General features: G+C 72.4%; 20 protein-coding genes. 17 read left to right on the top strand and 3 right to left on the bottom strand.

Features of this window, described 5'->3' with window-relative positions:
* Positions 1–28 precede the first annotated feature (28 nt).
* Positions 29–1,345, top strand: a complete 1,317-nt coding sequence (locus EWH70_RS14590) for an MFS transporter (protein WP_240686989.1) — start codon at positions 29–31, stop codon at positions 1,343–1,345.
* Here the strand turns inward: EWH70_RS14590 and EWH70_RS14585 are convergent.
* A complete protein-coding gene (locus EWH70_RS14585) occupies positions 1,311–2,009 on the bottom strand; it encodes a DNA alkylation repair protein (protein WP_130475930.1) in 699 nt (232 codons plus the stop codon). The two genes, EWH70_RS14590 and EWH70_RS14585, sit on opposite strands and share 35 nt — an antisense overlap.
* 104 nt (positions 2,010–2,113) lie before the next feature.
* Here EWH70_RS14585 and EWH70_RS14580 point away from each other — a divergent pair, with 104 nt between their 5' ends.
* Genes EWH70_RS14580 through EWH70_RS14565 form a run of 4 tightly spaced genes read left to right on the top strand, consistent with a single transcriptional unit; the run spans position 2,114 to position 5,965 of the window.
* Positions 2,114–3,109, top strand: coding sequence for an ABC transporter substrate-binding protein (locus EWH70_RS14580; RefSeq protein WP_240686988.1), 996 nt, complete (start codon positions 2,114–2,116; stop codon positions 3,107–3,109).
* Complete coding sequence (locus EWH70_RS14575; RefSeq protein WP_130475929.1) at positions 3,106–4,089, top strand: FecCD family ABC transporter permease; 984 nt, start codon at positions 3,106–3,108, stop codon at positions 4,087–4,089. The genes EWH70_RS14580 and EWH70_RS14575 overlap by 4 nt, the downstream gene beginning before the upstream one ends.
* A gap of 8 nt (positions 4,090–4,097) precedes the next feature.
* Positions 4,098–5,129, top strand: a complete 1,032-nt coding sequence (locus EWH70_RS14570; protein ID WP_240686987.1) for a FecCD family ABC transporter permease — start codon at positions 4,098–4,100, stop codon at positions 5,127–5,129.
* Entirely contained in the window at positions 5,126–5,965 is an 840-nt protein-coding gene (locus tag EWH70_RS14565; protein WP_240686986.1) for an ABC transporter ATP-binding protein, read from the top strand. The genes EWH70_RS14570 and EWH70_RS14565 overlap by 4 nt, the downstream gene beginning before the upstream one ends.
* Here the strand turns inward: EWH70_RS14565 and EWH70_RS14560 are convergent.
* Positions 5,910–6,533, bottom strand: coding sequence for a DUF4240 domain-containing protein (locus EWH70_RS14560; protein WP_130475927.1), 624 nt, complete (start codon positions 6,531–6,533; stop codon positions 5,910–5,912). The two genes, EWH70_RS14565 and EWH70_RS14560, sit on opposite strands and share 56 nt — an antisense overlap.
* Before the next feature lie 185 nt (positions 6,534–6,718).
* Between EWH70_RS14560 and argC the strand changes: the two genes are divergently transcribed.
* Genes argC through argH form a run of 8 tightly spaced genes read left to right on the top strand, consistent with a single transcriptional unit; the run spans position 6,719 to position 15,072 of the window.
* Positions 6,719–7,741: an N-acetyl-gamma-glutamyl-phosphate reductase gene (gene argC, locus EWH70_RS14555; RefSeq protein WP_130475926.1), complete on the top strand. Its 1,023-nt coding sequence runs from the start codon at positions 6,719–6,721 to the stop codon at positions 7,739–7,741.
* Positions 7,738–8,889 (top strand): bifunctional glutamate N-acetyltransferase/amino-acid acetyltransferase ArgJ, encoded by a 1,152-nt coding sequence (gene argJ / locus EWH70_RS14550; protein WP_130475925.1) that lies wholly within the window; start codon positions 7,738–7,740, stop codon positions 8,887–8,889. The genes argC and argJ overlap by 4 nt, the downstream gene beginning before the upstream one ends.
* A complete protein-coding gene (gene argB / locus EWH70_RS14545; RefSeq protein WP_130475924.1) occupies positions 8,886–9,806 on the top strand; it encodes an acetylglutamate kinase in 921 nt (306 codons plus the stop codon). Before argJ ends, argB begins: the two co-directional genes overlap by 4 nt.
* Positions 9,803–10,999, top strand: coding sequence for an acetylornithine transaminase (locus EWH70_RS14540; RefSeq protein ID WP_130475923.1), 1,197 nt, complete (start codon positions 9,803–9,805; stop codon positions 10,997–10,999). Before argB ends, EWH70_RS14540 begins: the two co-directional genes overlap by 4 nt.
* On the top strand, positions 10,999–11,928 hold the full coding sequence (argF, locus tag EWH70_RS14535; protein ID WP_130475922.1) for an ornithine carbamoyltransferase: 930 nt from the start codon (positions 10,999–11,001) through the stop codon (positions 11,926–11,928). Before EWH70_RS14540 ends, argF begins: the two co-directional genes overlap by 1 nt.
* Positions 11,925–12,446: an arginine repressor gene (locus EWH70_RS14530; RefSeq protein WP_130475921.1), complete on the top strand. Its 522-nt coding sequence runs from the start codon at positions 11,925–11,927 to the stop codon at positions 12,444–12,446. The genes argF and EWH70_RS14530 overlap by 4 nt, the downstream gene beginning before the upstream one ends.
* Positions 12,439–13,641, top strand: coding sequence for an argininosuccinate synthase (locus EWH70_RS14525; protein WP_130475920.1), 1,203 nt, complete (start codon positions 12,439–12,441; stop codon positions 13,639–13,641). The genes EWH70_RS14530 and EWH70_RS14525 overlap by 8 nt, the downstream gene beginning before the upstream one ends.
* Before the next feature lie 33 nt (positions 13,642–13,674).
* Complete coding sequence (gene argH / locus EWH70_RS14520; RefSeq protein WP_205669139.1) at positions 13,675–15,072, top strand: argininosuccinate lyase; 1,398 nt, start codon at positions 13,675–13,677, stop codon at positions 15,070–15,072.
* Here the strand turns inward: argH and EWH70_RS14515 are convergent.
* Positions 15,041–15,748 (bottom strand): TetR/AcrR family transcriptional regulator, encoded by a 708-nt coding sequence (locus tag EWH70_RS14515; protein WP_130475918.1) that lies wholly within the window; start codon positions 15,746–15,748, stop codon positions 15,041–15,043. The genes argH and EWH70_RS14515 overlap by 32 nt on opposite strands.
* A gap of 80 nt (positions 15,749–15,828) precedes the next feature.
* Here EWH70_RS14515 and EWH70_RS14510 point away from each other — a divergent pair, with 80 nt between their 5' ends.
* From EWH70_RS14510 to tyrS, 4 genes are read left to right on the top strand one after another with little or no spacing between them, the layout of a single operon-like run.
* A complete protein-coding gene (locus EWH70_RS14510) occupies positions 15,829–16,806 on the top strand; it encodes an MsnO8 family LLM class oxidoreductase (RefSeq protein WP_130476249.1) in 978 nt (325 codons plus the stop codon).
* Positions 16,807–16,819: 13 nt separating this feature from the next.
* Entirely contained in the window at positions 16,820–17,434 is a 615-nt protein-coding gene (locus EWH70_RS14505) for a VOC family protein (RefSeq protein WP_338078577.1), read from the top strand.
* Positions 17,431–18,051, top strand: coding sequence for a DNA-3-methyladenine glycosylase (locus EWH70_RS14500; RefSeq protein WP_130475917.1), 621 nt, complete (start codon positions 17,431–17,433; stop codon positions 18,049–18,051). Before EWH70_RS14505 ends, EWH70_RS14500 begins: the two co-directional genes overlap by 4 nt.
* A gap of 42 nt (positions 18,052–18,093) precedes the next feature.
* On the top strand, positions 18,094–19,368 hold the full coding sequence (gene tyrS, locus EWH70_RS14495) for a tyrosine--tRNA ligase (RefSeq protein ID WP_130475916.1): 1,275 nt from the start codon (positions 18,094–18,096) through the stop codon (positions 19,366–19,368).
* The last annotated feature ends 357 nt before the right edge of the window (positions 19,369–19,725 follow it).

Here is a 19,725-nt window from a genome sequence, read left to right as displayed (position 1 = left end):
TCGGAGAAGTTCCGCGATCGCTCTCGCGGTGGCGTCGGCCGCGCAGTTCACCACCGCGCTGGAGTTCTCGGTCGTCTACCTCGCCCTGCCGAGCATCGGCGCGGACCTCGCCGCGTCCCCGGCGCTCGTCGCCTGGGTCGTCAACGCCTACGCCGTGCTCTTCGCGGGCTTCCTCGTCCTGGGCGGCCGGCTGGCCGACCGCGTCGGTTACCGGCGCCAGTTCGTCTGCGCCATGGTCGCCTTCGGAGCCGCCAGTGCGCTGGCCGGGCTGGCAGGCGATGCCGGTGTGCTGATCGTGGCGAGGGCGGCGCAGGGGCTCAGCATCGCGCTGTTGCAGCCCGCGGTGCTCGGCCTGCTCGGGACGAGCTTTCCGGCGGGAGCCGCCCGCGACCGCGCCCTGACGGTGTGGAGTTCGGTCGGCGCGGTGGGGCTCGCCGCCGGGGCGGTCCTCGGCGGGATGCTGGCGGCGACGTCGTGGCGACTGGTGTTCCTGCTCAACGTTCCGCTCACGCTGGCATGCGCGCTGGGAGCGCTGGCGCTGACCGGCCTGCCGCGAGGGCGGCCGGCGCGGCGGCCGTTCCCGGTGTTCGCCTCACTGCTGGCGACCGCGGGTGTGCTGGTGCTGGCGCTCGGGCTCACGTTCGGCGGCGAGTGGGGATGGGGCTCGGCGCCCGCCGTGGGCTGTGTCCTCGCCGGGGGAGTGCTGATGGTGGCGTTCGCCGCGCACGAGCGCCGCGGTACGACGGTGCTGATCGAGTCGGTGCTCAGGCAATCCGCGTCACTCCGCCTCGGTGCGGCCGCCACCGCCTTCTTCATGGCCAGCGTCGGAGCGGAGTACTACCTGGTCACCCTGCTGATGCAGAACGCGTGGGGATACACCGCGGTCCAGGCGGGCGTTGCCTTTCTTCCGCTGGCGCTGCTGGTGACGGCCGGGAGCGCGGCTGGCGGCCCGGCCGTACGCCGGTGGGGCGCCGCCGCGACGCTCGCCACCGGCTTCGGGATCTCGGCACCGGGACTGGCCCTGCTCGCCTTCACCGTGGCCGGCGACTCGTACCTGCTGCACCTGCTTCCCGGACTGGTCCTCAGCGGGTTCGGCAACGGTCTCGTGTTCACCTCCATGTTCGCGCTGGGGACGCGGGCGGTACCCGCCGTGCGGCACGGCACCGCGGGTGCGTTGCTGACCACGTCGCAGTACCTCGCCGGTGCGCTCGCGCTGGCCGTGCTCACCGTGGTGCTCGGCCGGGCGCCGGAGCGGGCGGACTTCCAGAGCGCGTTCCTGCTCACCGCGGCGGTGGCGGTCGCCGGGATGCTCACCGTCCTCGCGCGTTCCCCGCGAGGTGCTTGAGCGCCTCGCGGACCGACAGCGGGGACAGCCCGGGGTGGTCGTCGACGAACCGGCGGACCCAGCCGGGATCGACCCTGGCGTGCTGGCGCAACGCCCAGCCGATTCCCTTGCGCAGGAAGAAGTTCCTGTCGCCGAGGTTGGCCTCGACGGCGTGGGTCAGCAGGTCCGTGTCGACCCGGGCGCCGGCCCCGACCTGGCAGATCACCGCGGTCCGCCGCAGCCACAGGTCGTCGTCGGTCGCCCAGGCCCGGACGAGCGGCGTCACGTCGCCGGGGGAGCCGAGCAGGATCGGGCCGACCCGGCGGATGGCGACCTCGTCGACGTAGTCCCACCAGGCACCGGTCACCACCAGTTCGCGGTACAGCGGCAGCAGCCCGGGGTCCTGCCAGCGCCGGTAGGCGCGGTAGCCGGTGAGGTCGATGGCCAGGTAGCGCTCTTCCCGGTACCCGGCGTCGTGCCACAGTGCCCGGGTGGTGGCCACCAGGTCGTCCACCGTGTCCAGCGGGTGCTCGGCGAACAACGTCCCCGCCAGCCGTTTGCGCGCGGGGGAGGGCACGCCGCGGAAGGGCATCTCGGACTTCATGTAGCGCTGCATGTCCGGCGCCTTGGCGGGGTCGGCGAGGCCGGCCAGGCCGTCCCGCGCCGCGTGTACCAGTGAGTTCACCGGTCCATTGTGTGACCCGCCACCGACGAAACCGGTAGCCAGATCGTGGTGTTCTCCGCCAAGATGAATTCGGTTGTCATTATCGAATCTGCGAGGGAGGCACCGTGCGGCGTCGGACGGTGGGTGGGCTGGCCGTGCTGGCCCTGCTGGTGGTCACGGGGTGCTCGGCGGCTCCGGTACAGGAGACACCGGGTGGGGCCGGAGCGGAGAAGCCGGTCGTCGACCGGGCCGTGCAACCCCTGCAACCGGCCCTGTCGGTGACCGACCCGCACGGCACCCGGCTGACCCTGCCGGCGCCGCCGCGGCGGATCGTGTGCTTGAGCGGGTTGTGCGACGACATCGTCGCCGACCTCGGCCTGGTGCCCGCCGGCACCAGCAACCCCACGCTGCTGCGGCACCCGGCGTTGCTGGGCGAGGGCGGCGCCGGGGTACCGGTGGTGGGTGGCAGCTTCGGTTCGGAGGACGTCGAGAGCATCGCGGTGCTCGATCCCGACCTGGTCATCGGGCTGGAGGGGGTGCACGAGACGTTGCGCCCGGCCATCGAGCGGTTCGCGCCGCTGTGGCTGACCGAGCCCGTGACGTGGCAGGAATCGGTGGGCTACCTGCGCGCGCTCGGCGCGCTGACCGGTCGCACCACCGAGGCGGTGGCGGCCGAGACCCGGTTCCGCGCCACGCTCGCCGACGCCGTCGACCGGTCCCACGCCGCCGGTTACGCCGCGCACCCGGTCGTGCTGCTGTACGGCAGCGCCGACTCGGTCGGCGTCGACACGGCGAACTCGCTCAAGGGCGGCCTGCTCGACCAGCTCTTCGACTACCCGTTCCCCGCGAAGGGAACCGATGCGGAGACCGCGGGCAACTACAGCCTGGAGGAACTGCTCGCCCGCGGACCGCGCACGGTGTTCGTGTACTCCCTGTTGTTCGGCGCGAGCGACCGCACGCTCAGCGCGCAACTCGCGGACAACCCGGTGTGGGCGCAGATCCCGGCTGTGCGCGACGGCCGGGTGCACGAAATGCACGCCAAGCTCTGGGGTACCGGCCGCGGTGCGCGGAGCCTGGGGGCCATCGTCGGTGAGGCGCTCGCGGCCGTCGGCCGGCCATGAGGATTCCGGCCCGCGGGCTCGCCCTGGCGGCCGTCCTGGCAGCCCTCGCGGTGGCCGCTCTGATGTTCGGCGAGCCGTTCGTGGGCGTCAACCGCCTGCTGCCGGCGCTGACCGCGGACGGCGGCATCGAGCACGTCGTGGTGGCCCACGCGCGGGCGCCGCGTGTCGTGCTGGCGCTGGCGGCCGGTGCCGCCCTCGGTGTCGCCGGCCTGCTGCTGCGGGAGAGCCTGCGTAACCCGCTCGCGGTCCCCGAGCTGCTGGGCGTGTCCACCGGCGCGGCGGCGGCCGTCACCGTGTGCGTCGTGTTCGGCATCACCGTGCCGGGCGCGCCGACGATCCCCGCCCTGGCAGGCGCGGTCGCCGGTGGCGTGCTGACGCTGCTCGCCGTGCGCCGCGCCGTCGGCCCGGCCGCGACGCTGCTCATCGGCGCAGCCGTGTCGGCCGCGTTGCAGGCGGTGCTGCTGGCCGCGCACGCGATGTCCGACTCCCGCGACCAGGGGGTGCTGGTCCGCTACCTGCTCGGCTCGCTGACCGGAACGGGCTGGGCCGGCGTGGGCGCCGTCGCGGTGGGACTGCTGGTGACGTTCCCACTGGCGGTGCTCACCATCCCGGTGCTCGGCGCCCTGCGGCTCGGTGACGACACCGCACTCGGCATCGGCGTCCGCGCCGACCGTGCCCGCCCTGCCGTGTTGCTGGTGGCGTGCGGGCTCGTCGCCGTGGTCGTGGCGCATTGCGGCCCGGTGGCGTGGGTCGGCTTCCTCGCGCCGCACCTCGCCCAGGCAGTCGTGCCGCGTGGCGACCTCCGGCTCGGCATGGCCTGGTCGGCGTCGTTCGGCGCGGTGCTGGTACTCGCCGCGGACACGCTCGCCCGGACACTGCTCTACCCGGTCGAACTGCCCGTCGGCGGTCTCACCGCGGTGGTGGCCGTGGCCGCGGGCGCGGCACTGGCCGCCTCCCGCCGCCGGACGGTCCTGGCATGAAAGCGGTCATGAGACCTCCTCTGCTGCTGCTCTGTTTTGGTCTGCTCACCGTGGTGCTCGCCGGGGCGCAGGCGCTGACCGGCTCGGCGCTGTCGCCGGCCGACCTGCTGGCCTCCGTGACCGGCACGGCCGACGCGACCACCGCGGCGGTGTTCACCGACCTGCGGCTGCCCCGGGTCGCTGTCGGCCTGCTCGCTGGAGCGTGCCTCGGCGTCGCCGGGTGCCTGCTGCAGGCGACGTTGCGCAACCCGCTGGCCTCACCGGAGGTCACCGGGGTGGGCTCCGGAGCGGTGCTGGGCGCCGTGGTCGCCACCGTGCTCGGCGGCCCGGCGTCGGACCCGGTGGCCCTGGTGCTGCTCGCTGTCGCCGGTGGGACGGCCGGTGGTGGCGTGCTGTGGCTCGTCGCGGCCCGGGCAGGTGGCGACGCGGTGCGGACCACCGTTCTCGGCGTGCTCGTCTCGGCGGTGCTCGCCGGGATCACCCTCGTCCTGCTGACCGCCAAGCCCCAGCTCGCCGGGTCGATGACCCGTTGGCTCGTCGGCTCGCTGAGCGGGCGAACCTGGGAGCACTGGACGGCACTCTGGCCGGTGGCGCTCGCCGCGGCCGCGGCGGCCGTCGTCATCTCCCCGGTCGTCGACCTGCTCCGGGTCGACGACGACCACGCTCTCGCTCTCGGTGTTCACCTCCCTGTCTGGCGTCCGGTCGTGCTGGCGGTCGCCGTACTGGCCACTGCCGCCGCGGTGGCCAGTGTCGGCGCGCTGGTGTTCGTCGGACTGCTCGCTCCGCACCTGGCCCGGACGATCGCCGGCGGTGACCACCGGCTGGCCGTGCCGGTGGCCGGCCTCGCCGGGGCCGCGACCGTCGCGCTCGCCGACACCCTCGCCCAGGCGGCCGGGACCCTGCTGCCCGCCGTCGACGGGCAGCGTCCCGGTGTCCCCGCCGGTGCCGTCACCGCGCTGCTCGGGGCCGTCGTGATGATCCGGATCGCACAGCGACGGTCGGCCGCGGTCGCCGTCACAACCGGGGGAGGCCCGACGTGATCGACGCCCGTGACCTGCGGCTGTCGTACGGAAACCGCACCGTCCTGGCCGGGGTGTCCCTTTCCGTGCCGGAAAGGCAGTGGGTGGCCCTCGTCGGCCGCAACGGCTGCGGCAAGACCACGCTGCTACGTGTCCTCGCCGGCCTGCTGCGTGCCGACTCCGGCACCGTGCGGATCGGCGGTGATTCCCTCCTTTCCCTGTCCCGCCGTGACATCGCGCGCCGGGTTGCGGTACTGCCGCAGGCGATGCCCGAGGTGGCCGGCCTCACCGTGCGGCAGCTGGTGCGGCAGGGCCGGTACGCGGTGCGTGGCCCCCTCGGCATGCTCGGCGGGGGCGACGACTCGCGGGTGAGCGCCGCCCTCGCCGCGACCGGCTGCGCCGGCTTCGCCGACAGCCCGGTCGACCGGCTCTCCGGCGGTGAGCGGCAACGCGCCCGGCTGGCACTCGCCCTGGTCCAGGACGCACCAGTGCTACTGCTGGACGAGCCAACCACCTACCTGGACGTCCATCACCAGCTGGAAGTGCTGGACCTGGTCCGCCGGTTGCGTGACGACCACGGCCGCACGGTCGTCTCGGTCCTGCACGACCTGTCCCAAGCGGCCCGCTACGCCGACCGGGTGATCGCCCTGCGTGGCGGCGCGTTGTACGCCGACGGCCCACCGGGGGAGACCGTGACACCCGCGCTGCTGCGTGAAGTGTTCGCTGTGGACGGTCGTGTGTGGACAGACGAGCTGACCGGCCGCCCCTGCTGCGTGTACGACGCGGTCGACGGTTCACAGGTCACACCACCGCCGTCACCACCACCGGACGCGGCGCTGGCGGACCGTTCGCGGTGAGCCGGGGGAAGCGGCGGTACAGCTCGCAGGCGTCCTGCCGCGGCGGAGGGCCCGGTGGCGGTTCTGGATACGACACCGGCGGCAGGAGCGAATCGGCCGCCATCGCCGCCTGGAACTCGGTGTCCTCGCCCACCGTGTCGGGAACGAGCGTGGCCGCGGGGAGGAAGTTCAGCGCGCCGGCCAGCCGGTTGTCCTTACGGCACAGCTGGTGACCGGCCAGGCGGTCGGGGTCGACCAGTGTGTGGGCGAAGGTTCGCTTGCCCCGCAGGATCAGCCAGCTGATGGCGTCGGTGAACTCGTGACAGTCGACGTCGCCGAGCAGCAGCCCGAACGCCGTCCAGACGTCGTAGCGGAACGCCCGGCGGTGCACGCGGGTCAGGGCCCGGTGGAACCCGGCGATCTCGGTGGTCCGCCTGCCGTCGAGCCTCTCGCCGAGGTAGTTGAGCACCGCCACCGTCTCGACAGCGCTGCCGGGCAGTTGTCTTCGCACCACGTCCCAGCGCGACGAGTGCCGCCGGTAGCGCTGCCGTGCGTCGGAGATCGTGTGCCAGAACTCGTGGTCTTTCATCGGGGCCTCCCGGGTCGTCGAGGTGTCCTGCTGCCGACCATAGGCGGGTGCACGACGTGTTTCACCTGGTCAGCGGCACAATGGGCCGTTCGCGGACGCCGGGTGCGCGAGGTGCCCGTTCGTGCGCCGGTGAGGTGTCGCACCCGGCGTTGATTGGATTTGCATGGGCGTGCATAATCATTCGCATGACGGTGCGGATCGCGGTGGCGGGAGCGAGCGGGTACGCGGGCGGCGAACTGCTGCGCCTGCTGCTGACACATCCCGACGTGGAGATCGGCGCGCTCACGGCGGCCAGCAACGCCGGTACGCCGCTGGGCAAGCACCAGCCCCACCTGCTACCCCTGGCCGACCGGGTACTGGCCGACACGACCGCCGACACCCTCGCCGGTCACGACGTCGTCTTCCTGGCCCTGCCGCACGGCAAATCCGCGGAACTCGCCGCGCAGCTCGACCCGCGGACCCTGGTCATCGACCTCGGTGCCGACCACCGGCTCACCGACTCCGCGGCGTGGGACCGCTGGTACGGCGGCGAGCACGCCGGTTCCTGGCCCTACGGCCTGCCCGAACTGCCCGGCGCGCGCGACGCCCTGCGCGGGGCCACCCGTGTCGCCGTCCCCGGCTGCTTCCCGACCGTCGGCACGCTCGCGCTCGCGCCCGCGCTGGCGGCGAAGCTGATCGAGCCGGACGTCACGGTCGTCGCCGTCACCGGCACCTCCGGCGCGGGCAAGAGCCTCAAGCCGCACCTGCTCGGCTCGGAGGTGATGGGCTCGGCCATGGCCTACGGTGTCGGCGGCGCCCACCGGCACACCCCGGAGTTCACGCAGAACCTCAGCGCGATCGCCGGTGAACCGGTCACCGTGTCGTTCACCCCCGTGCTGGCCCCGATGCCCCGCGGCATCCTCGCCACCGTCAGCGCCCCGCTGGCCGACGGGATCGCCGACGCCCGCGCCGCGTACGAGAAGGCCTACGCCGGCGAACCGTTCGTCCACCTGCTGCCCGAGGGCAGCTGGCCCGCGACGGCCGCGACGCTCGGCTCCAACGCCGTCCAGCTCCAGGTCGCGGTGGACGCCGACGCGGGCCGCCTCGTCGTGGTCGCCGCCATCGACAACCTCACCAAGGGCACCGCGGGCGCCGCGGTGCAGTCCATGAACCTCGCACTCGGACTGCCGGAGACCACCGGGCTGTCCACGATCGGAGTCGCGCCATGACCGTCACCGCTCCCCAGGGCTTCCGGGCCTCCGGGGTGACCGCCGGGCTCAAGCCCAGCGGCAAGCCGGACGTCGCGCTCGTCGTCAACGACGGGCCGTCCGACGTCGCCGCGGCCGTGTTCACCACGAACCGCTGCAAGGCCAACCCGGTGCTGTGGAGCGAACAGGTCATGCGGAGCCGCCGCGCCCGCGCGGTCGTGCTCAACTCCGGCGGCGCCAACTGCTACACCGGCCCGCAGGGGTTCCAGACGACGCACGCCTCGGCGGAACTGGTCGCGGACAAGCTCACGATCGGCGCGGGTGAGGTCGTGGTGTGCTCCACCGGCCTGATCGGCGAGCAGCTCGAGTCGGACAAGCTGAGCGCGGGCATCGCCGCCGCCGCCGAGTGGCTGTCCGCCGACGGCGGCCCGGCCGCGGCCGAGGCCATCATGACCACCGACACCCGCAGCAAGCAGGCCGTCCGCTCAGGAGAAGGCTGGACGCTCGGCGGCATGGCCAAGGGCGCGGGCATGCTCGCCCCGGCGCTCGCCACGATGCTGGTCGTGCTCACCACCGACGCCGCCGTCGACGCGGACACCGCCGACCGCGCGCTGCGCGAGGCGTGCCGGCTCACGTTCGACCGGCTCGACTCCGACGGCTGCATGTCCACCAACGACACCGTCCTGCTGATGTGCAGCGGCGCCTCCGGTGTCACGCCGGACGAGGCCACGTTCACCGAGCTGGTGCGCGACCTGTGCCACGACCTGGCCCAGCAGCTGCTCGGCGACGCCGAGGGCGCCGACCACGACATCACCATCGAGGTCGTCAACGCCGCGTCCGAGCAGGACGCGCTCGACGTCGGCCGCGCCATCGCCCGCAGCAACCTGTTCAAGTGCGCCGTCTTCGGCAAGGACCCCAACTGGGGCCGCATCCTCGCCTCCGCGGGCACCACGAACGCCGAGTTCGAACCGGGGGAGCTCGACGTCGCGTTCAACGGCGTCTGGGTCTGCCGCGGCGGCGAACCCGGCGAGCCGAGGGAGAAGGTCGACCTGACCGGCCGGGCCGTCAGCGTCACCGTCGACCTCAAGGCGGGCGGTGAGTCGGCGACCATCTGGACCAACGACCTCACCAACGCCTACGTCCACGAGAACTCGGCGTACTCGACGTGACCCCGCCCGAGTCGACGGTCAGCGCGGACGAGCGGCTGGCCACCGCGGCGGAGAAGGCCGGGGTCCTGGTCGAGGCACTGCCCTGGCTGCAGCGGTTCCACGGCGCGACGGTCGTGGTCAAGTACGGCGGCAACGCCATGGTCGACGACGAGCTCAAGCGCGCGTTCGCCGAGGACATGGTGTTCCTCCGGCTGGCCGGGCTGCGCCCGGTCGTGGTGCACGGCGGCGGCCCGCAGATCAGCGCCATGCTGAACCGGCTGGGGATCGAGGGCGAGTTCAAGGGCGGCCTGCGGGTCACCACGCCGGAGACCATGGACGTCGTGCGGATGGTGCTGGTCGGCCAGGTCAGCCGTGAGCTGGTCGGGCTGATCAACGCACACGGCCCGTACGCCGTCGGCATCTCCGGCGAGGACGCCCGGCTGTTCACCGCGGAACGTAAGCAGGCCACTGTGGACGGTGCGAAGGTCGACATCGGACTGGTCGGCGAGGTCGCCTCGGTCAACCCGGACGCGGTGCTCGACATCGTCAACGCCGGGCGCATCCCGGTGGTGTCCACGGTGGCGCCCGACGTCGACGGCGTAGTGCACAACGTCAACGCCGACACCGCCGCCGGAGCGCTGGCCGCCGCGCTGGGGGCGCAGAAGCTGGTGGTGCTGACCGACGTCGAGGGCCTCTACGCCAACTGGCCGGACCGGTCCTCGCTGGTGGACCGCATCCGGGTGGACCGGCTCGAGCAGCTGCTGCCCAGTCTGGCCAGCGGCATGATCCCGAAGATGGAGGCGTGTGTCCGCGCCATCCGTGGCGGGGTCCGCAGGGCACACGTCATCGACGGCAGGATCGCGCACTCGGTGCTGCTGGAAGTGTTCACCAGCAAGGGAATCGGCACGATGGTACTTCAGGAGGGAGAGCCGGAATGACGCACATCCAGTCCAATGAGGACGGCCAGCGACGCTGGCGCTCCGCCCTGATGGACAACTACGGCACACCCGCGCTGACGCTGGTCCGTGGCGAGGGTGCCACCGTGTGGGACGCCGACGGCAACGCCTACACCGACCTCTACGGCGGCATCGCGGTCAACGCCCTCGGTCACGGCCACCCTGCCGTCGTCGCGGCGGTCACCGAGCAGATCGGCCTGCTGGGGCACACCTCCAACCTGTTCGTCAACCCGGTCACCGTCGAGCTGGCCGAGACGCTGCTCGACGTCGCGGGCCTCACCGGTGAGGCGAAGGTGCTGTTCGTCAATTCCGGTGCCGAGGCCAACGAGGCGGCGCTGAAGATCAGCAGGCTGACCGGGCGGACGAAGATCGTCGCCTGCGAGGGGGCGTTCCACGGCCGCACGATGGGCGCGCTGTCGCTGACCGGCCAGCCCGGCAAGCGGGCGGGCTTCGAACCGCTGGTGCCCGGCGTGACGCACGTGCCCTACGGCGACACCGACGCGCTGCGGTCCGCTGTGGACGGCGAGACCGCCGCCGTGTTCCTGGAGCCGGTCCTCGGCGAGGGCGGCGTGGTCCCCGCGCCGGACGGCTACCTGCACGCCGCGCGGGAGGTCACCAAGGCGGCCGGCGCGCTGCTCGTGCTCGACGAGGTGCAGACCGGTATCGGCCGCACCGGTACCTGGTTCGGCTACCAGCACGCCGGCATCACCCCGGACGTCATCACCCTGGCCAAGGGACTGGGCGGCGGGCTGCCGCTGGGCGCGGTCATCGGCGTCGGCGCGGCTGGCGACCTGCTCGGGCCCGGCCAGCACGGCACGACGTTCGGCGGCAACCCGGTGTGCTGCGCCGCCGGGCTGGCCGTGCTCCGCACGATCGCGGCCGACGGCCTGAACGACCACGTCGCCGCACTCGGCAAGGACATCGCCGCCGGCGTCGAACGGCTGGACCACCCGCTGGTCGCGGGCGTCCGCGGCCAGGGACTGCTGCTCGGCATCGGCCTGCGCGAGCCGGTCGCTCCCGCCGTGGCCACGGCCGCGCAGCGCGCCGGTTACCTCGTCAACCCCATCCAGCCGGACACGCTGCGGCTGGCGCCCCCGCTGACCCTGACCGCCGAGCAGGTGGCGGGTTTCCTGGCCGCGCTGCCCGGAGCGCTCGACACCACGGAGAACCCCTGATGCCCCGCCACTTCCTGCGCGACGACGACCTCACCCCCGGCGAGCAGGCCGAGATCCTCGACCTCGCCGACCGGCTCAAGGCCGACCCGCTGGGCTCGAAAGCCCTGCAGGGCAAGTCGATCGCCGCGATCTTCGAGAAGAACTCCACCCGCACCCGGCTGTCGTTCGACGTCGGCATCGCCCAGCTCGGCGGTCACCCGATCATCATCGACGGGCGGTCCATGCAGCTGGGCCGCGAGGAGACCATCGAGGACACCTCGCGGGTGCTGTCCCGCTACGTCGACGCCGTGGTGTGGCGGACGTTCGCCCAGAAACGGATGGACGCGATGGCGTCGGCGTCCGCGGTCCCGGTGATCAACGCGCTGACCGACGAGTTCCACCCCTGCCAGGTGCTGGCCGACCTGCAGACCATCCGGGAACGCAAGGGCAAGCTCGCCGGGCTGAACCTGGTCTACCTCGGCGACGGCGCCAACAACATGGCCCACTCGCTGCTGCTCGGCGGAACGACGGCCGGTATGCACGTGCGGGTGGTGTCGCCGGAGGGCTTCCAGCCCGACCAGCAGGTCATGCTGGACGCCAAGCACCGGGCGTCCGAGACCGGCGGCAGCACCGTCGTGCACACCGACCCGCACGCCGCCGTCGACGGCGCCGACGTGATCGTCACCGACACCTGGACCTCGATGGGCCAGGAGAACGACGGCCTGGACCGGGTCGGGCCGTTCCGGCAGCTGCAGGTCAACGCGGCGCTGCTGGAACGCGCCGCGCCGGAGGCGATCGTGCTGCACTGCCTGCCGGCGCACCGCGGCTGGGAGATCACCGACGAGGTGCTCGACGGCCCGGCCAGCGCGGTCTGGGACGAGGCGGAGAACCGCCTGCACGCCCAGAAGGCACTGCTGGTCTGGCTGCTCGACCAGGCGGAGCGACGATGACCGCCAGCAGGGCCGGACGCCAGGCTCGGATCATCGAGCTGGTGTCCAACATGGCCATCCGCAGCCAGACCGAGCTGGCCAAGTTGCTGGCCGCCGAAGGGATCGAGGTCACCCAGGCCACCCTGTCCAGGGACCTCGACGAGCTCGGCGCGGTCAAGCTGCGGGGCGCGGACTCCGGTGCGCCGGTGTACGTGATCCCCGAGGACGGCAGCCCGGTGCGTGGCGTCCAGGGCGGCACGTCCCGGCTGTCCCGGCTGCTGGCCGAGCTGATGGTCTCGGTCGACGCCTCGGGAAACCTCATGGTGCTGCGCACGCCACCGGGCGCGGCGCAGTTCCTGGCCAGCGCCATCGACAGGGCGGCGCTGGAGGAGGTCGTCGGCTCCATCGCCGGCGACGACACGGTCGCGGTGATCGCCAGGGAGCCGCTGACCGGACAGGGCCTGGCGGAACGCTTCGCGGCGCTGGCTCGCCGCTCGTCTACTGTGGACGTTGAAGGTAAGGAGAACGAAGATGACTGAGCGGGTTGTGCTCGCGTACTCGGGCGGGCTCGACACCTCGGTGGGGATCGGCTGGATCGCCGAGGAGACCGGCGCGGAGGTCGTGGCCGTGGCCGTCGACCTCGGCCAGGGCGGCGAGGACCTGGAGACCATCCGGCAGCGCGCACTGGACTGCGGCGCCGTCGAGGCCGTCGTCGCCGACGCGCGCGACGAGTTCGCCGAGCAGTACTGCCTGCCCGCGCTGCAGGCCAACGCGCTCTACATGGACCGCTACCCGCTGGTGTCCGCGCTGTCCCGCCCGGTGATCGTCAAGCACCTGGCCGAGGCCGCCAAGTACCACGGTGCGACCACCGTCGCACACGGCTGCACCGGCAAGGGCAACGACCAGGTGCGGTTCGAGGTCGGCCTCGGCGCGCTGGTGCCGGACCTGAAGGTGATCGCGCCGGTGCGCGACTTCGCGTGGACCCGGGAGAAGGCCATCGCCTGGGCCGAGGACCGTAACCTGCCCATCGACGTCACCAAGAAGTCGCCGTTCTCCATCGACCAGAACGTGTGGGGCCGCGCGGTGGAGACCGGGTTCCTGGAGGACCTGTGGAACGCCCCGACCAAGGACGTCTACTCCTACACCGAGGACCCCACGGTCAACTGGCAGGCGCCGGACGAGGTCGTCATCACGTTCGACAAGGGCGTGCCGGTGGCCATCGACGGTGAGACGGTGACCGTGCTGGAGGCCATCCAGCAGCTCAACCGGCGGGCCGGGGCGCACGGCGTCGGCAGGCTGGACATGGTCGAGGACCGGCTGGTCGGCATCAAGAGCCGCGAGGTCTACGAGGCCCCCGGCGCGATCGCGCTGATCACCGCCCACCAGGAGCTGGAGAACGTCACGGTCGAGCGGGACCTGGCCCGGTTCAAGCGGCAGGTGGAGCAGCGCTGGGGCGAGCTGGTCTACGACGGCCTGTGGTTCTCCCCGCTGAAGGACGCGCTGGACGCGTTCATCGCGCAGACCCAGGAGCACGTGTCCGGCGAGATCCGGATGGTGCTGCACGGCGGCAACGCCGTGGTCAACGGCAGGCGCAGCGAGGACTCGCTGTACGACTTCAACCTGGCGACCTACGACGAGGGCGACACGTTCGACCAGTCGCTGGCCAAGGGCTTCGTCCAGCTGTGGGGCCTGCCCAGCAAGATCGCCGCCAAGCGGGACCTGAAGAAGAACTAGGAGCATCGACGAGTGAGTGAGCAGGCCGGGAAAGTGGCTCTGTGGGGCGGGCGGTTCGCCAGCGGGCCGGCGGAGGCGATGGCGGCGCTGAGCGCGTCCACGCACTTCGACTGGCGGCTGGCGCCCTACGACATCGCGGGATCCCGGGCACACGCCCGGGTACTGCGCACCGCCGGCCTGCTCACCGACGCCGAGCTGGACGCCATGCTGAAGGCGCTGGACGTGCTGGCCGACGACGTCGCGTCCGGTGCGTTCACCCCGACGGTGGCCGACGAGGACGTCCACACGGCACTGGAGCGCGGCCTGCTGGAGCGGGCCGGCACCGAGCTCGGCGGCAAGCTGCGGGCGGGCCGTTCGCGCAACGACCAGGTGGCCACCCTGTTCCGGATGTGGCTGCGGGACGCCGCCCGCCGGGTGGTGGCCGGCACGCTCGACGTCGTCGACGCGCTGCTGGCCCAGTCCCGCAGGCATCCCGAGGCGGTCCTGCCCGGCCGGACCCACCTGCAGCACGCCCAGCCCGTGTTGCTGGCGCACCACCTGCAGGCCCACGCGCAGTCGCTGCTGCGGGACGTCGGCAGGCTGCGGGACTGGGACGCCCGCACCGACGAGTCGCCCTACGGCTCCGGCGCGCTGGCCGGGTCCTCGCTCGGACTGGACCCGGAGGCCGTCGCGGCCGAGCTGGGCTTCTCGGCGAGCGTGGACAACTCCATCGACGGCACGGCGTCGCGGGACTTCGCCGCGGAGTTCGCGTTCGCCGTGGCGATGCTGGCGGTCAACCTGTCCCGGATCGCCGAAGAGGTGATCATCTGGAACACCGCCGAGTTCGGCTACGTGACGCTCGACGACGCCTGGGCGACCGGCAGCTCGATCATGCCGCAGAAGAAGAACCCCGATGTCGCCGAACTGACCAGGGGCAAGGCCGGACGGCTCATCGGTAACCTCACCGGATTGCTGGCCACGCTGAAGGCACAGCCACTGGCGTACAACCGGGACCTGCAGGAGGACAAGGAACCGGTGTTCGACTCGGTGGAACAGCTGGAACTGCTGTTCCCCGCGATCGCGGGCATGATCGCCACGCTGACCTTCCACACCGGCCGGCTGGCCGAGCTGGCGCCAGCCGGATTCACCCTGGCTACCGACATCGCCGAGTGGCTGGTCCGGCAGGGCGTTCCGTTCCGGGTCGCGCACGAGGCGGCGGGGGAGTGCGTCCGCGTCGCCGAGAGCCGGGGCACGACGCTGGACGCGCTGACCGACGAGGAGCTGACGGCCATCAACCCGGCGCTGACCCCGGAGGTCCGTTCGGTGCTCACCGTGGCGGGTTCGGTCGCCTGCCGCGACGCCCGCGGCGGCACCGCGCCCGCGCGGGTCACCGAGCAGCGGGAACGCCTGGAGCGGCGGGTCAGCGACGCCCGGGGCTGGCTCGCCGGGTAAGGCGGTCCAGCAACTCGGACAGCAGCAGGTTCTCGCCGGGGGACAGGCCGGGATCGTCCTCGGCCTGCAGCGCGGTGCGCAACGCGACCGCCCTGGCCGGCACGTCGGCGGACTCGGGCAGGCCGGCGTCGGTGGTGATGGTGGCCAGCACCATCTCCCTGACCAGCGCGGGCAGCTCGGGGTCCCGCTGACCGGCCGGCAGCGCGTTCTGCGACAGCACCACGCCCACGCTGGCCGAGTGCACGATGTCCGCGCCCCTGCCGACGGTGGTGGCCAGCCTGCCCGCCTGCGCGACCCTGGTCACCATCCGGTGCAGGATCGCCATCGACTCGCGCATGGCCGGGGTGGGCGCGCCGGTGCGGGCACCGCCGTACATCAGGGCGTAGAACTCCGGGTGTGACTGCCCGAACTCGATGTGCAGGTTCCAGCCGCGCCGCAGGTCGTCGACCGGGTCGCCGGTCTCGCCGAGCTGCTGCTTGCGGGCCAGGTACTGGCCGAATCCGTAGGACGCGACGGCGTCGAGCAGGCCGCTCTTGTCGCCGAACAGCCGGTACAGCGTCGGGGCCTGCACACCGGCGGCCGCGCTGACGGCCCTGGTCGACACCGCCTCGGGGCCGCCCTCGGTCAGCAGGTCCGCGGCGGCCCGGAGGATACGGTCGCGGGTGGATTCGTTCACGTTTCCGATGGTAACCACCCTCCGATAACGACGATAGCGCGGGAATCGGGCCGGGAGCCGCGGGCGTTGTACCCGGCGTGATCCCGAGACTGTCCGTGCTGCACCGCTCGCCCGTCCGGCGCGGGCAGACCCACGCCGACGCGCTCCGGGACACCGTCCGGTTCGCCCAGCGGATCGAGGAACTGGGCTACCACCGGTTCTGGGTGTCCGAGCACCACGCGGTTCCCGGCATCGCGGGGTCCGCGCCGACCGTGCTCGCCGCCGCGGTGGCCGCGGCGACCTCCCGCATCCGCGTCGGCACCGGCGGCGTGATGCTGCCCAACCACCAGCCGCTGGTGGTGGCCGAGCAGTTCGGCGTGCTGGAGTCGCTGTACCCCGGCCGGATCGACATGGGCCTCGGCCGGTCCGTCGGCTTCACCGGCGCGGTCCGCCGCGCGCTGGGCCACGACCGCGAGGACGCCGACCGCTACGGCGAGCAGCTCACCGAACTGCTCGGTTACTTCACCGGCGAGCAGCCGGTGCACGCCCGGCCCGCCGAGGGGCTGCGCGTGCCGCCGTTCCTGCTGGCCACCGGCGACGGCAGCGCCGAGCTGGCGGCCGAGCACGGGCTGCCGCTGGTGGTCGCGGCCGTGGCGGGGCAGGACCGCATGCTGCAGGTCGTCGAGCGGTACCGCGGCCGGTTCACGCGGTCGGACTGGGCGGCGCGGCCCTACGTCGTCGTGGCGGCCACGATCGCCGTCGCCGGGTCCGCCCAGGAGGCACGGGACCTGCTGCTGTCCGAGGCGTGGTCGACGGCCTACTCCCGCACCCGAGGGGAGTTCCCGCCGTTGCTGCCGCCGGCGGAGGTTCGCGCGCTGCCCAAGACCGAACGGCAGCGCGAGTACCTGGAATCCGCGCTGCGCGGGCAGATCGCGGGTACCCGCGACGAGGTCGCCGACGCCGTGGAGAAGCTGGTCCACACCACCGCGGCCGACGAGATCCTGGTGACGACGGCAGGCTACGACCGCGAGGCCCTGCTCGACTCGTACCGGCGGTTGGTTACGCTCGTCGGGACGTGATCAAGCGGGAGGGGTGGCAGTGCTCGACCATCTGGTGTACTCCACCCCGGACCTCGCAGGCACCGTGGACGAGCTGCGTGAGCGGGGCGTGGACCTGGTGCCGGGCGGCCCGCACGACGGCCTCGGTACCCGCAACTTCATCGGCCCGCTCGGTGGTTCGGCGTACCTGGAGGTCGTCGGCCCCGACCCGGACCAGCCGGCGCCGGCGCGGCCGCGCCCGTTCCGGATCGACGAGCTGACCGTGCCCACGCTGGTGACCTGGGCGGTCGCCACCACCGACATCGACACCACCGTCGCGCGGGCCCGCGCCGCCGGCCACGACGCCGGCGTTCCGTTCGGGATGGCCCGCAGGCGACCGGACGGTGTCCTGATCAGCTGGCGGATCGCCTTCCCGGTGACCGATTGGGACGGCCTGGCGCCGGTGCTCATCGACTGGGGCGACGCGCCGCACCCGTCCGGCGGCCTGCCCGGCGGCACCCGGCTGGAGTCGCTGCGTGCGACCCATCCCGATCCGGGCGGGGTGTCCGCGGCGCTCGCGGTCGTCGGCGCCGAGCTGGCCGTCACGGCGGGGGAGCCCGGGCTGGTCGCCGAGCTGTCGACGCCGGCGGGGCGGGTAGTCCTGCGGTGAGGCCCGATCGTCTGGTCACCGCCGACGAACTGGCGATCGACCCGGTGGTGGCTGCCCCGTTCCTGCTCGGCTGCGAGCTGGAGTCCACCGGTGAGGCGGGGACCGTGCGCGTGCGGCTGGTCGAGGTCGAGGCCTACCGGGGCAAGGACGACCCGGCGTCGCACTGCTACCGCGGCCGTACCCCGCGCAACGACGTCATGTGGGGACCCGCCGGGCACCTGTACGTCTACTTCGTCTACGGCATGCACTTCTGCGCCAACGTGGTGTGCGCGGGCGACGGCGAACCCGGTGCCGTGCTGGTGCGGGCCGCCGAGGTGGTCCACGGCGCGGACATCGTGCGGGCCCGCAGGCCGTCGGCCCGCAGTGTCACGGCGTTGAAGGGGCCCGCGATCCTGACCTCCGCGCTCGGGCTGGACCGGGCGCACAACGGCGTCGACCTGCTCGACCCGGCCTCACCGGTACGCCTGCTCACCGGCGAGCGGGTCCCGCCCGCACGCATCCGTACCGGCCCGCGGGTCGGGGTGGCCGCGGCGATGGACACCCCGTGGCGGTTCTGGGTGGACGACTCGCCAGCGGTGTCCACCTACCGGAGGGGCGGCAGGGTCCGCCCACGGTGACCCGGCGGATAGTCGGTTGACCTGGTGCGGGACCATCGAAGGGTGAGTGAGCACATCCTTGACGAGCTGTCCTGGCGCGGCCTGATCGCGCATTCCACCGACCTCGACGCGCTGCGGCGCGAACTGGACAACGGCCCGCTCACCCTCTATTGCGGTTTCGACCCGACCGCGCCCAGCCTGCACGCGGGCAACCTGGTTCCGCTGCTGCTGCTGGCGCGGTTCCAGCGGGCGGGGCACCGGCCGGTGGTCCTGGCCGGTGGTGCGACGGGCATGATCGGCGACCCGCGGGACACCGGGGAGCGCACGCTCAACTCGCTCGATGTTGTCGCCGAGTGGGCCGATCGCATCCGTGGCCAGCTCGAACGGTTCGTCGAGTTCGACGACTCGCCGACCGGCGCGCTCGTCGCCAACAACCTCGACTGGACCGGCAAGCAGTCGGTGCTGGAGTTCCTCCGCGACGTCGGCAAGCACTTCCCGGTCAACACCATGCTGAACCGGGAGACGGTGCGCAGGCGTCTGGAGACCGACGGCATGTCCTACACCGAGTTCAGCTACCTGCTGCTGCAGTCGCAGGACTACCTGCACCTGTTCCGTGAGCACGGGTGCCGGCTGCAGGTGGGCGGCTCGGACCAGTGGGGCAACCTGGTCGGCGGCGTGGACCTGATCCGCAGGGTCACCGGGGAGAGCGTCCACGCGCTGACCGCACCGCTGGTGACCGACGCCGAGGGCCGCAAGTTCGGCAAGTCGACCGGCGGCGGCAACCTGTGGCTGGATCCGGAGATGACCTCGCCGTACGCCTGGTACCAGTACTTCGTCAACGCCGGTGACGCGGACGTCGTGCGGTACCTGCGGATGTTCACGTTCCTGCCCGCCGAGGAGATCGACGCGCTGGCCGAGGACACCGAGCAACGCCCGCACCTGCGCAACGCGCAGCGCCGGCTGGCCGAGGAGTTCACCACGCTGGTGCACGGTGCCGCGCAGACCCGTCAGGTCGTGGCGGCCAGCCACGCCCTGTTCGGCAGGGGAGAGCTGGCGGATCTCGACGCCGCCACGCTCGACGCGGCGATGGCCGAGGCGCCGACCGGTGAGGTGAAGCTCGCCGAGGAGCCGACGATCGTCGACCTCCTGGTGACGGCAGGCGTGGTGGACAGCAAGGGCGCGGCCCGCCGCACGGTGAAGGAGGGCGGCGCCTACGTGAACAACACGAAGATCGCCGACGAGGACTGGCGGCCGTCCGCGGCCGACGCCCTGCACGGGCGCTGGCTGGTCGTCCGGCGCGGCAAGCGCACGCTGGCCGGTGTGCGGGTGCTGCACTGATCGAGGGCCCGAAACAGGGGGCTGACCTGCGGGTTCGCCGTTAAGGGACCCCCCTGTTTCGGGCCGTATCCCAGGCGTGTAATCTTCTCTTCGTCGCCAGGGAGACCGGGCGGCCACCGGGACTACGAACCAAGCTCCCACGGTTGTGGTAGAGTGGGTAGTCCCAAACGGAACAGAAGTCACCCCCACTGAATCCGAGTGGTTCGACGTTGGGTACGCTGTTCCAAGCTTGAAGACCTGAAACTGCAACGACAAGAGCCTTAACCGGCTGGCGTCGGCGCGTGTTGCTTGAGAACTCAACAGTGTGCTAGTGAACTAAGCCAGTAGAGCTTTATGTTGAAACCCCTCGTCAGGGGT

It is taken from the genome of Amycolatopsis suaedae (assembly GCF_004214935.1).
In the GTDB taxonomy this organism is placed as follows: Bacteria; Actinomycetota; Actinomycetes; order Mycobacteriales; family Pseudonocardiaceae; genus Amycolatopsis; species Amycolatopsis suaedae.
This window is presented reverse-complemented; position numbering and strand designations above follow the sequence as displayed.